Annotated in this window: 14 protein-coding genes; 10 read left to right on the forward strand and 4 right to left on the reverse strand. The window is 79.3% G+C overall.

The features are described 5' to 3' along the window. Positions 1 to 54 precede the first annotated feature (54 nt). Genes D5H78_RS16860 through tsaE form a run of 6 tightly spaced genes read left to right on the forward strand, consistent with a single transcriptional unit; the run spans position 55 to position 5,167 of the window. Positions 55 to 414, forward strand: coding sequence for a holo-ACP synthase (locus tag D5H78_RS16860; RefSeq protein ID WP_119951668.1), 360 nt, complete (start codon positions 55 to 57; stop codon positions 412 to 414). Continuing rightward, on the forward strand, positions 411 to 1,847 hold the full coding sequence (locus tag D5H78_RS16865; RefSeq protein ID WP_119951669.1) for an NAD(P)H-hydrate dehydratase: 1,437 nt from the start codon (positions 411 to 413) through the stop codon (positions 1,845 to 1,847). The genes D5H78_RS16860 and D5H78_RS16865 overlap by 4 nt, the downstream gene beginning before the upstream one ends. After that, positions 1,844 to 2,980: an alanine racemase gene (gene alr, locus D5H78_RS16870; RefSeq protein WP_119951670.1), complete on the forward strand. Its 1,137-nt coding sequence runs from the start codon at positions 1,844 to 1,846 to the stop codon at positions 2,978 to 2,980. The genes D5H78_RS16865 and alr overlap by 4 nt, the downstream gene beginning before the upstream one ends. Continuing rightward, entirely contained in the window at positions 2,974 to 4,047 is a 1,074-nt protein-coding gene (locus D5H78_RS16875; RefSeq protein ID WP_218566726.1) for an alpha/beta fold hydrolase, read from the forward strand. Before alr ends, D5H78_RS16875 begins: the two co-directional genes overlap by 7 nt. Beyond that, positions 4,044 to 4,697, forward strand: coding sequence for a uracil-DNA glycosylase (locus D5H78_RS16880; RefSeq protein ID WP_119951671.1), 654 nt, complete (start codon positions 4,044 to 4,046; stop codon positions 4,695 to 4,697). The genes D5H78_RS16875 and D5H78_RS16880 overlap by 4 nt, the downstream gene beginning before the upstream one ends. Positions 4,698 to 4,729: 32 nt before the next feature. Beyond that, entirely contained in the window at positions 4,730 to 5,167 is a 438-nt protein-coding gene (tsaE, locus tag D5H78_RS16885) for a tRNA (adenosine(37)-N6)-threonylcarbamoyltransferase complex ATPase subunit type 1 TsaE (RefSeq protein ID WP_119951696.1), read from the forward strand. Positions 5,168 to 5,222: 55 nt separating this feature from the next. Here tsaE and D5H78_RS16890 read toward each other — a convergent pair whose 3' ends face one another. Next, complete coding sequence (locus D5H78_RS16890) at positions 5,223 to 5,648, reverse strand: hypothetical protein (RefSeq protein ID WP_119951672.1); 426 nt, start codon at positions 5,646 to 5,648, stop codon at positions 5,223 to 5,225. 68 nt (positions 5,649 to 5,716) lie between these two features. Here D5H78_RS16890 and tsaB point away from each other — a divergent pair, with 68 nt between their 5' ends. Genes tsaB through tsaD form a run of 3 tightly spaced genes read left to right on the forward strand, consistent with a single transcriptional unit; the run spans position 5,717 to position 7,923 of the window. Further along, complete coding sequence (tsaB, locus tag D5H78_RS16895) at positions 5,717 to 6,346, forward strand: tRNA (adenosine(37)-N6)-threonylcarbamoyltransferase complex dimerization subunit type 1 TsaB (protein WP_119951673.1); 630 nt, start codon at positions 5,717 to 5,719, stop codon at positions 6,344 to 6,346. Continuing rightward, entirely contained in the window at positions 6,343 to 6,819 is a 477-nt protein-coding gene (gene rimI, locus D5H78_RS16900) for a ribosomal protein S18-alanine N-acetyltransferase (RefSeq protein ID WP_119951674.1), read from the forward strand. Before tsaB ends, rimI begins: the two co-directional genes overlap by 4 nt. A gap of 54 nt (positions 6,820 to 6,873) precedes the next feature. Beyond that, entirely contained in the window at positions 6,874 to 7,923 is a 1,050-nt protein-coding gene (gene tsaD, locus D5H78_RS16905; protein WP_119951675.1) for a tRNA (adenosine(37)-N6)-threonylcarbamoyltransferase complex transferase subunit TsaD, read from the forward strand. Between the two features lie 40 nt (positions 7,924 to 7,963). Here tsaD and D5H78_RS19450 read toward each other — a convergent pair whose 3' ends face one another. Further along, positions 7,964 to 8,797, reverse strand: a complete 834-nt coding sequence (locus D5H78_RS19450) for a hypothetical protein (protein ID WP_165865778.1) — start codon at positions 8,795 to 8,797, stop codon at positions 7,964 to 7,966. A 76-nt stretch (positions 8,798 to 8,873) separates the two neighbouring features. Here D5H78_RS19450 and D5H78_RS16915 point away from each other — a divergent pair, with 76 nt between their 5' ends. Continuing rightward, complete coding sequence (locus tag D5H78_RS16915; RefSeq protein ID WP_165865779.1) at positions 8,874 to 9,800, forward strand: sodium:calcium antiporter; 927 nt, start codon at positions 8,874 to 8,876, stop codon at positions 9,798 to 9,800. Between the two features lie 9 nt (positions 9,801 to 9,809). Here the strand turns inward: D5H78_RS16915 and D5H78_RS16920 are convergent, their stop codons facing one another. Then, positions 9,810 to 10,565: a sulfite exporter TauE/SafE family protein gene (locus D5H78_RS16920; protein ID WP_119951678.1), complete on the reverse strand. Its 756-nt coding sequence runs from the start codon at positions 10,563 to 10,565 to the stop codon at positions 9,810 to 9,812. A 42-nt stretch (positions 10,566 to 10,607) separates the two neighbouring features. Then, the coding region (locus D5H78_RS16925; RefSeq protein ID WP_177891317.1) for an alkaline phosphatase D family protein at positions 10,608 to 11,299 on the reverse strand (692 nt) is incomplete at its 5' end.

Genomic DNA, 11,299 nt, shown 5'->3' on the forward strand with positions numbered 1-11,299 from the left:
CCGCCGCGCCCGGCCCCTCTAGGCTCGGGGGGTGCGTGGACGCGGGCGGGCCCGGTGATCGTGGGCGTGGGGATCGACGTCGTCGACGTGGCCCGGTTCGGCCAGGCCCTCGAGCGCACCCCCCGGCTGCGCGAGCGCCTCTTCACCGAGGACGAGCGGCGCCTGCCGCTGGCCTCGCTCGCGGCGCGCTTCGCCGCCAAGGAGGCCCTCGCCAAGGCGCTCGGCGCCCCCGTCGGGCTGGCGTGGACCGACGCGACGGTGCGCCGGGAGGAGAGCGGGCGCCCCGTGCTCGAGGTCGAGGGCACGGTGGCCGCGCGCGCCGCGGAGCTCGGCGTCCGCTCCTGGCACGTGTCGCTGAGCCACGACGCGGGCATCGCGTCGGCGGTGGTCGTCGCGGAGGGGGAACCGGCGTGAGGCAGGCGCACGGGGTGGGGGCGGTGCGCGCGGGCGACGCGGCCGCCGGGGCCGGCCTGCCCGGCGACCCGCTCATGCTCCGCGCGGCGCACGGCCTGGCGCGCACCTGCGCGCTGCTGCTCGACGGGACGTACGGCTCGCGCGTCGTCCTGCTCGTCGGCAGCGGCGGCAACGGCGGCGACGCCCTGCACGCCGGGGCGGCGCTCGCCCTGCGGGGTGCGCGCGTCGACGCGCTGCTGCTCACGGACCGGCCGCACGCGGGCGGGCTCGCCGCCCTGCGCGCCGCGGGCGGGCGCGCCGGGTCCGACGCCGCGGTGCTCGACGACGCGGACCTGGTCATCGACGGGATCGTCGGCATCGGCGGCCGCGGCGGCCTGCGCGAGGACGCGGCGCGGCTCGTGGCGCACGCGGAGGCGACGGCCGCGACGCTCGTCGCGGTCGACGTGCCGAGCGGCGTCGACGCCGGCACCGGCGAGGTCCCCGGGGCGGCGGTCCACGCGGACGTCACGGTCACCTTCGGTGCGCTGAAGCCCGGGCTGCTCGTCGACCCCGGCGCGGGGTGCGCGGGCGTGGTGGAGCTCGTCGACCTCGGTCCCGCCTTCGACGCCGCGCTCGGCGCCCCCGAGGTCGAGGCGCTGGAGGCCGCCGACGTCGCCGCCCTGCTGCCCGCGCCCACCGCCGAGAGCGACAAGTACCGCCGCGGCGTCGTCGGCGTCGCGGCCGGCTCGGACGCCTACACGGGCGCCGCCGTGCTCGCGGTCGGCGGCGCGCTGCGCGCCGGGGCGGGCATGGTCCGCTACTCCGGGCCCGACCTGCCGACGGCGCTCGTGCGCCGGCGCTGGCCGGAGGCGGTCGTGGGGGAGGGGCGCGTGCAGGCGCACGTCGTCGGACCCGGGCTCGGCACCGACGACGCGGGCCTCGTGCGGCTGCGGCGGGTGCTGGGCGACGGGCTGCCCGCCGTCGTCGACGCCGACGGGCTCACCCTCCTGGCCGGGGAGCCCCCGCTGGGCGGCCCGCTGGTCCTCACGCCGCACGCCGGCGAGGCCGCGCGGCTGCTCGGGGCCGACCGGGCCGACGTCGAGGCGCGCCGGCTCGAGCACGCGCAGCGGGCCGCGCGGGCGTACGACGCCGTGGTCCTGCTCAAGGGCTCCACCACCGTGGTCGCCGCGCCCGACGGGCGGGTGCGGGTGAACGCCACCGGGACGCCGTGGCTCGCGACCGCCGGGTCGGGCGACGTGCTGTCCGGGGTCGTCGGGGCGCTGCTCGGCGGCGGCCTCGACCCGTTCGACGCCGCGTCGGCCGGGGCGTGGCTGCACGGCGCCGCGGGGCGGCTGGCCTCGGGCGACGAGGACGGCACGGGCCTGGCCGGCGGCCCGGTCGTGGCCGAGGACCTGCTGGACGCGCTCCCGCGGGTGCGGCGGGACCTGGCGTGAGGGCTCCGCGCGCCGAGGCCGTCGTCGACCTGTCGGCGGTCGCGGGCAACGTCCGCGCGATCGGCGACGCCGTCGGCGCCGCCGAGGTGATGGCCGTCGTCAAGGCCGACGGGTACGGCCACGGGCTCGTCCCGAGCGCGCGCGCCGCGCTCGCCGGGGGCGCCACCTGGCTGGGGACGGCCTTTCCCGAGGAAGCGCTTGCCCTGCGGGCGGCCGGGGTCACCGCCCGCGTCCTCACCTGGCTCCCCACGCCGGGCGAGGACTGGGACCCGGTGCTGGCCGCGGACGTCGACGTGAGCGTCGGCGCGCCCGGCCTGCTCGCGGAGGTCGAGGCGGCCGCGGTGCGCACGGGTCGCCCGGCACGGGTGCACCTCGAGGCCGACACCGGCCTGTCCCGCGGCGGCGCGACGCCCACGACGTGGCCGGCCCTCGTCGACGCGGCGCTGCGCGCGCAGGCCCGCGGCACCGTGCGCCTCGTCGGGCTGTGGTCGCACCTGGCGTGCGCGGACGAGCCGGAGCACCCCGCGAACGCCGAGCAGCAGGCGCGCTTCGCGGACATGCTCGCCACGGCGCAGGCGATGGGCGCCGACCCCGAGGTGCGGCACCTGGCGGGCTCCGCGGGGGCGCTGCACCTGCCCGGCACCCGCTACGACCTCGTGCGCGCGGGCATCGCGACGTACGGCCTCGCCCCGGCGCCCGCCGTCGCGGGCCCGGCCGCGCTGGGGCTCGTCCCCGCCATGACCCTCGTCGCGCACCTGTCGCTCGTGAAGCGGGTCGCGGCCGGCAAGGGCGTCTCCTACGGGCACACCGAGACCACCGCGCGCGAGACCACGCTCGGCGTGGTGCCGCTGGGGTACGGCGACGGCGTGCCCCGCCACGCCTCCAGCACGGGGCCCGTCCTCGTCGCCGGCGAGCGGCGCCGCGTCGTGGGCCGGGTCTGCATGGACCAGGTCATCGTCGACCTCGGCGCCGACGCGGTGACCGCCGGCGAGCCGGCCGTCCTCTTCGGCCCCGGCCGGCACGGCGAGCCGACGGCGCAGGACTGGGCCGACGCGGCGGGCACCATCTCCTACGAGGTCGTGACGCGGATCGGCGCGCGGGTGCCGCGGACGTACGAGCGGGCGCCGTGGTGAGCCCGCTGGCCGGCGTCCCCGGGTGGGGGCGGCGCGCCGGGGTGCTCGGCGCCGCCGCCGGCGCGGTCGCGGCCGGCGCGCTCCTCGGCGTCGTCGCCGAGCGGCGCACCGTCGGGCGCAGCCTGCACAGGGTGCCCGAGGGCGAGCACGACCCGTACGGCAGCGGGGGCGGGGAGGAGCACGTGGTGATCACCGCCGACGGCGTGCCGCTGCACGCCGAGGTCGACGGCGACGACGACGCCGACGTCACCGTCGTGCTGGTCCACGGCTGGGCGCTGTCGCTGCGCAGCTGGTGGTACCAGCGCCGCGACCTGGCCGACCTGGGGCGGGTCGTGCTCTACGACCAGCGCGGGCACGGCCGGTCCGGGCGCGGCGACCGCGAGCGGGCGACGATCGACCAGCTCGGCGACGACCTGCTCCACGTGCTCGACGAGCTGGCGCCGCGCGGGCCCGTCGTCCTCGTCGGGCACAGCATGGGCGGCATGACGGTCATGGCGCTGGCCGACCAGCACCCCGAGCTCTTCGGCGAGCGCGTGGTCGGCGTCGCGCTGGTGTCCACCTCGCCCGGCAAGCTCGCGGACGTGACGCTGGGCGCGCCGGCGGCGGCGGGGCGGCTGCTCCGCAGGGCCGTGCCCACCGTGTTCGACCAGCTGGCGCGCCGCCCGGCCCTCGTGGAGCGCACGCGCCGGGTCGGCAGCGACCTCGAGCTGCTGCTGACGCGGCGCTACTCCTTCGCCTCCGACGTGCCCACCTCGCTCGTCGAGTTCGTCTCCGAGATGATCTCGACGACGCCCATCGAGACGGTCGCCGAGTTCTACCCGGCGTTCTCCGCGCACGACAAGCTCGCCGCGCTGCCCGTCCTCGACACCCTGCCCACCCTCGTGCTCGTCGGGGAGGACGACCTGCTGACGCCGCCGGAGCACAGCCGCGACATCGCCGCCGCCGTGCCCACCGCCGAGCTCGTCACGGTGCCCGCGGCCGGGCACCTCGTGCTCCTGGAGCACCCCGGCACCGTCACCGCGCACCTGCGCGAGCTCGTGGAGCGCGCGCTCGGGGGCAGGCCGTGACGGCCCGGCGCGGACCCGGGCAGGCGCCGCCCCCGGAGGCGCAGGGGGCGCAGGAGGCGCAGGGGGCGCAGCCCGCCCAGGACGGCCACCCGAGCTGGGAAGCGCTTGCCGAGGCGGTCGCGGGGTGCACGCGGTGCCCCGAGCTCGCGGCGGCGCGCACCCGCGTCGTGCCCGGCCGGCGCCCGCCGTCGGCGCGGCTGCTCGTCGTGGGCGAGGCCCCCGGCGCGCAGGAGGACGCGAGCGGGGAGCCGTTCGTCGGCCGGTCGGGGCAGCTGCTCGACGAGGTGCTCGCAGGGGCGGGGCTGGACCGCGCGCAGGTGGCGGTCACCAACACGCTCAAGTGCCGGCCGCCGGCCAACCGCAAGCCGCGGCGGGCCGAGACCGAGCGCTGCCGGGGCTGGCTGCGCACCCAGATCGCGCTGCTCGACCCGGCGGTCATCGTCACCCTCGGCGGCAGCGCCGCGGAGTGGTTCTTCGGGCCCGGCGTGCGCCTCGGGGCGCTGCGCGCGGAGCCCCTGACGTGGGAGGGACGGCGGGTCGTGGCGACGTACCACCCCTCGGCGGCGATCAGGTGGGGCCCGGCGGGCGCGCCGCTCGCCGCGCTGCGCGAGGACCTGCGCACGGCCGCGGCCCTGGTGGCGGCGGCGTGAGCGCGAGCCTGGTGGTCCCGACCGACGAGGCGATGGTGGCGCTGGGGCGCCGCCTGGCCGGGCTGCTGCGCGCCGGCGACCTCGTGGTGCTCAGCGGCGGCCTCGGCGCCGGCAAGACGACCCTCACCCGGGGGATCGGGGAGGGGCTGGGGGTGCGCGGCGAGGTCACGTCGCCGACGTTCGTCATCGCCCGCGCGCACCCGTCGACGTCCGGCGGTCCGGACCTCGTGCACGTCGACGCCTACCGCCTCGGCGGTCTCGACGAGGTCGACGACCTCGACCTCGACAGCTCCCTGGCCGAGAGCGTGACGGTCGTCGAGTGGGGCGAGGGCCGGGTGGAGTCGCTGGCGCAGGACCGGCTCGAGGTGCGCATCGAGCGGCCCCGCGGGGACGCCGAGGGCGATGAGCGCCGGGTGGAGCTCACCGGGGTCGGCGAGCGCTGGCGCGACGCCCTCGGCGTCCTGGCCTAGCGGGCCGGTGGGGCCGGCCGGCCCCACGGGGGCGGGCCGGCCGGCGGCCGGCCGGTCAGCGGCGCCGGTCGGCCAGCGCGTCGACGACGAGGCCCAGGCCGATGCCGAGCATCCACACGTCCTTCGCGACGCCGATGCCCTGCGGGCTCGGGAAGACACTGCCGGGGCGGCGCATGCCCGGGGTGCGCGCGTAGAGGCCGAGCAGGCCCGCGGAGAACGCGGTGAGCGCGGCGCCGGCCACCGCGGACGGCACGACGGGCAGCAGGAGGGCGGCGCCCAGGGCGATCTCGCCCCCGCTGAGGAGCTTGACGAAGCGCTGCGGGTCCTGGCCCTGCAGCTGCGGGTAGGTGCCGGCCGCCATGCCGTGCAGGCCGGCCGCCGTGCCCTCGTCGGCGCCGCGCTTGCCCAGGCCGGAGTCGAGGATGAAGGCGCCCGTGGCGAGGCGGACCGGGACGTGGGACGCCTTGATCGGGAGACGCATGCCGTACCTTCCGTAGTGGTTGACGCGTCATCATAAACGGCCGCCGGTGCGCCGGTAGCCTCGGGCCCGTGCTCACGCTCGCGCTCGACACGGCCACCCCGCGCACGGGCGCCGCCCTCCTCGACGGCGACCGCGTCCTCGCGACCTCCTCGGCGCTCGACCCCCGCCGGCACGCGGAGCTGCTCGCGCCCGCCGTCGCCGCGGTGCTGGCCGAGGCTGGCGCCGACCGGCGCGACCTGCGCCGGGTCGCGGTCGGCGTGGGGCCCGGCCCCTTCACCGGGCTGCGGGTCGGCGTCGTCACCGCCCGCACCCTCGGCGCGGCGCTCGGCGTGCCCGTCGTCGGCGTGTGCACGCTCGACGCGCTCGCCCTCGGTGCCGCCCGCGCGCTCGAGGTCCCCTTCGCCGTCGCGACCGACGCCCGGCGCCGGGAGGTCTACTGGGCGGCGTACGGCCCCGGCGCGGTCCGCACCGCGGGCCCTGCGGTCGGCCCGCCCGCCTCGGTCCCGGCGGACCTGCCGGTCGTCGGGCACGGCGCGCTGCTGCACGCCCTGCCCGGGGCGCGCGCCCCGGAGCACCCCGACCCCGCCGACGTCGGGCTCTGGGTCGCCGAGGGGCGCCCGGTGCTCGACCCGGTGCCGCTCTACCTGCGCCGCCCGGACGCCGCGGAGCCGGGGGCGCGCAAGCGCGTGCTGGCGTGAGCGCGCCGGCCGCGGCCGCGACGGAGGTGCCGGTCCTGCGCCCGTTGCGCTGGTGGGACGTCGAGCGCGTCCTGCCGCTGGAGCGCCTGCTCTTCCCCGACGACCCGTGGTCCGCGGAGCTGTTCTGGAGCGAGCTGGGCCAGGGGGCCACGCGGCACTACGTGCTGGCCGAGCGGGCCGGCGAGGTCGTGGGCTACGCCGGGCTCGCGGCCCCCGCGGGCGACGGTGACGTGCAGACCCTCGCCGTCGCGCCGGCGGCGCAGGGGCGCGGGGTCGGCGGGCTGCTGCTGCGCGAGCTGCTGCGCGAGGCCGGGGCGCGCGGGTGCGCCGCGGTGCTGCTCGAGGTCCGCGCCGACAACCGCCCGGCGCTCGCGCTCTACGCCCGCCACGGGTTCGAGCGCGTCGGCGTGCGCCGCGGCTACTACGCCGGGGGCGTCGACGCCGTGGTGATGCGCCGGCGGCGCCCCGCCTGACCCGCCGCACCCCGCGGGGCGGGCGGCGGGCGGTGCGCCTGGCAGCATGGGCGGGTGCCCGCTGACGCCCCCCTCGTGCTCGGCATCGAGACCTCCTGCGACGAGACCGGCGTCGGCCTCGTCCGCGGCACCGAGCTGCTCGCCGACGCCGTCGCCTCGAGCGTGGACGAGCACGCCCGCTTCGGCGGCGTCGTCCCGGAGGTCGCGAGCCGCGCGCACCTCGAGGCGATGGTGCCGACCGTGGAGCGCGCCTGCGCCGACGCCGGCGTGCGCCTGGCGGACGTCGACGCGCTCGCGGTGACGAGCGGCCCCGGCCTCATGGGGGCGCTGCTCGTCGGGGTGGCGGCGGCCAAGGCGCTCGCGCTGGCGCTGGACCGACCGCTCTACGGGGTGAACCACCTCGCCGCGCACGTCGCCGTCGACCAGCTGGCGCACGGGCCCCTGCCCGAGCCCTGCCTCGCCCTGCTCGTCTCCGGCGGGCACTCCTCGCTGCTGCTCGTCCCCGACGTGACCGAGGACGTGCGCCCGCTGGGTCAGACCATCGACGACGCCGCCGGCGAGGCCTTCGACAAGGTCGCCCGCGTCCTCGGCCTGCCGTTCCCCGGCGGGCCGTACGTCGACCGCGCGGCGCGCGAGGGCGACCGGGCGTACGTCGACTTCCCCCGCGGCCTCACCTCCGGGCGCGACCTGGAGCGCCACCGCTACGACTTCTCGTTCTCGGGGCTGAAGACGGCCGTGGCGCGCTGGGTCGAGCAGCGCGAGCGCGACGGCGAGCCCGTCCCGGTCGCGGACGTCGCCGCCTCCTTCCAGGAGGCGGTCGTCGACGTGCTCACCCGCAAGGCGCTCGCCGCGTGCCGGGACCAGGGCGTCGACACGCTGCTGCTCGGCGGCGGGGTCGCGGCGAACAGCCGGCTGCGCGCCCTGGCGCAGGAGCGCTGCGACGCGGCGGGCGTCGCCCTGAGGGTGCCGCCGCCGCGCCTGTGCACCGACAACGGCGCCATGGTGGCGGCCCTGGGCGCCGAGCTCGCCGCGCGCGGGCGCACCCCGTCGCCGCTCGACCTGCCGGCGGACTCCTCCATGCCGGTCACCGTCGTCACCGCCTGAGGCGGCGGGCCCCGGGTCCCCGTCCCGTCCGCGCGCGGGCTCAGCGGCGGCCGGCGTACCCCGCGGCCAGCAGCTCGCCGGTCTCGGCGGAGGCCCGGCGCAGGGCCTCCTTCTCGTCGAGGAAGCCGCCCAGCACGCCGACGACGGGGAGCTTGCCGAGGGCCCGGTAGCGCCACTTGCCGCGGGGGCGGTCGTCGAACAGCGACTGCAGGCCCCACAGCGTGCGACCGAGCCGCCAGAGCATGCCCGCGGTGCGGCGCAGGGGCCCCCGCCGGGCCACGCCGGTCTCCTCGCCCATCTCCCGCGCCCCGGCCTCGGCCTCCTCCCGCGCCGACCCGGCGGGCAGGCCGGCCGGGGCGCCGCCCGCGGGCAGGTCGCGGTCGAAGAGGACGCGGCCCAGCAGCGGGACCCACGCGCCCGGGTCGCGGGTGCCGTGCTCGTGCGCCGTCGCGCAGACGGCGAGGCCCTGCGACGCGACCGCGAACGCCCCCTGCACCGGGAAGCGGTCGGCGACGACCCCCAAGAACCGGGGCGTGGCGGCGACGGCCGAGGTGTACGTCCCCACGACGCCCAGCCACCAGTCGACGCGCTCCTGCACCGGGCGGGACGACCACCCGGGCGAGCCGGGGTGCACCTCCCCGCGGAGCCGGTCGGCGAGCTCCTCCCGGGCGCGGCGCAGGAGGCCGCGGTCGTCCTCATGGGCGTCGCCGGCGCCCGGCGCGCCGGCCTGGTCGCCGGCCTGGTCGCCGGCTTGGTCGCCGGCCTCGTCGTCGTCCCCCAGCCACGCCTGCGGGTCGCGCAGCGCGAGCGAGGCCAGGCCCGCGTACCGGGTCAGCGCAGCGCGCAGCAGGTCGTCGGGGACAGCCTCGGCCACGGGTCCTCCAGCCCTCGGGGCCGCCGCCCGGCCCGCCCGGCGCACTCTGCCCGGCCCGCGCCGGGATGATGCGCGCGTGCTGCTCGCCCTGCTCCTGCTCGCCGCCGGTGCGGCCCTGCTCGTCGCCGGCGCCGAGGCCTTCGCGGAGAACGCCGCCGCGGCCGCCCGCCGGCTCGGCACCAGCGCGCTGGCCGTGGGCCTGCTCGTCGCCGGGGCCGAGCCCGAGGAGCTCGTGACGGCGGTGGTGGCCTCGGCCGGCGGCCGCCCCGACCTCGCCGCGGGCGACGCGCTGGGGGCGAACGCCACGCTCCTGACGCTCGCGCTCGGCGCGGCGGCGCTGCTGCGCCCGGTGCCGGTGGGGCCCCGCGTGCGCCGCTACGCCCTGCTGGCGGCCACCGCCGGCCTCGCCGCCGTCGCCGCGCTGGCCGACGGCGTCGTCGGGCGCGTGGAGGGCGCCCTGCTGCTCACCGCGTACGCCGCCGCGGTCGCCCTCGTGGTGTGCCTCGAGGGCCGGGCGCCCGCCTTCGGCGAGCTCGCCGAGCTCGAGCAGGAGGAGGACCGGGCGGGCGGCCGGGGCGGCAGGGCCGCGCCGCTGCTCGTGCTCGGCGGGGTCGCCCTCATGGCGCTCGGCGGCGCCGGGGCGGTGGCCGGGGCGTCGCGCGCCGCCGACGCGCTCGGGGTGGCCGACGGGCCGGTGGGCCTCACGCTGCTCGCCCTCGCCACCTCCGTGGAGCTGGTGGCGCTGCTCGCGGCCGCCCGCCGGCACGGCGTCGAGGAGGTCGCCGTCGCCGGGGTCGTCGGCGCGGTGGTCTGCAACGCCACCGTCACCCTGGGGGCGGCGGCGCTCGTCGCGCCGCTCGCCACGACGGGGATGCTCCGCCCGGCGCTGGCCGCCGCGCTGCTGCCGCTGGTGCTCGTCGCCGTCCCGCGCCGGCTCCCGCGGGCGGCGGGCGCGGCGCTGGTGGCGGCGTACGCGCTGTGGGTCGCCCTGGTCCTCGCCTGAGGGTGCCCCTCAGCCGTACGTCTGCACCGCGAGCACGAGCGCGAGCCCGATGCCCGCGGTGCAGACGGCGTACCGGAGCACGTCCTGCGGCACCCGCCGCGCGACCGCGGGGCCGACCGAGCCGCCCGCGAGGAAGCCGAGCGCGAGCGGCACGGCCGCCGACCAGTCGACGGGCCCGAGCGCGACGAAGGCCAGCGACGCGACGGCGTTCGCGACGCCCGCGGCGGTGTTCTTCGCCGCGTTGAGCCGGTGCAGCGCCTCGTCCGAGGCGGCGGCGAGCAGCGCGAGCATGAGGACGCCGGCCGCAGCGCCGAAGTAGCCGCCGTACACCGCGACGCAGTAGACGCCGGCCATGACGAGCGGGCCCTCCTCGCGCAGGTGGTGGTGCCCGGCCTGCAGGCGGCGCAGCCGCGGCTGCAGCAGCAGGGCCAGGGACGCCCCGCCGACGAGCACCGGTACGAGCGCCTCGAAGGCGTCCGCCGGCGTGGTGAGCAGCAGGGCCGCGCCCGTCGCGCCGCCGAGCGCGGACAGCACCGCCATCCGGCGCATCCGCCGCCCCTGCCCGGCGAGCTCCACCCGCGAGCCGAGCGTCGCGCCGATGCCGGCCGCGGTGAGGGAGACCGTGTTGGTCACGTTGGCCGCGACCGGCGGCAGCCCGGCGGCGAGCAGGGCGGGGTACGAGACGAGCGAGGCGAGGCCGACCACGACGCTCACGAACCCCGCGGCGAGCCCGGCCAGCGCGAGCAGGAGGGGCTCCACGGGCACCCGGCCAGCCAACCACGGGCCGGCCGGGTGCCGGTCAGGGCCTCAGGCGCGGGGCGCGACCTGCTCGAGGCCGGGGCGCCCGGCGGTGACGGTGAAGGAGGCCTGGGTGTAGGCGGGGGCGTCGGGCTGGGAGACGCGCTCGAGGCTGCGGAAGTCCGCGCGCAGCTCGCGGGCGGTGACCCGGGCGCGGACGTAGCCGCGGCGGTTGCTCGCGAACTTGACGTGCGGGTTCTCCCGCTGCACCGCGGGGGCGTACGAGGGCGCGTCCGAGCCGTCGCCGCCGGACGTGATGCTGCTGGTGACGAGCTCGACGCCGACGGTCTGCGAGCCGGGGTCGCGGAAGTCGGCCTTGAGGTCGTTGGCCCAGTGGGTGTGCACGTCGCCGGTGAGCACGACCGGGTTCTGCACCCCGCGCTCGGCGATCCCGGCGAGGATCCGGTCCCGCGACGCGCGGTACCCGTCCCAGGCGTCCATGTTGTAGGCCTCGACGGGGCCCTCGGCGTAGTCGGACTGGGCGAAGAAGACCTGCTGGCCGATGACGTCCCAGGTGGCCTCGGACCGGCCGAGCCCGTCGAGGAGCCACCGCTCCTGCTCCGGGCCGGTGATCGTCCGCTCCGCCTGCTCCTCGTCGCCGCAGGAGAGCTGGACCCCGTCGCCGCAGGCCTGGTCGGTGCGGTACTGGCGGGTGTCGAGCATGTGGAAGGTGGCCAGGCGGCCCCAGCGCAGGCGGCGGT

The organism is Vallicoccus soli (assembly GCF_003594885.1).
Lineage (GTDB): Bacteria > Actinomycetota > Actinomycetes > Motilibacterales > Motilibacteraceae > Vallicoccus > Vallicoccus soli.

Excerpts from the sequence above, each read along its gene's own strand:
- tsaE (WP_119951696.1), top strand. The coding sequence starts at position 4,730 with ATGGTGGCGCTGGGGCGCCGCCTGGCCGGGCTGCTGCGCGCCGGCGAC.
- D5H78_RS16890 (WP_119951672.1), bottom strand. The coding sequence starts at position 5,648 with ATGCGTCTCCCGATCAAGGCGTCCCACGTCCCGGTCCGCCTCGCCACG.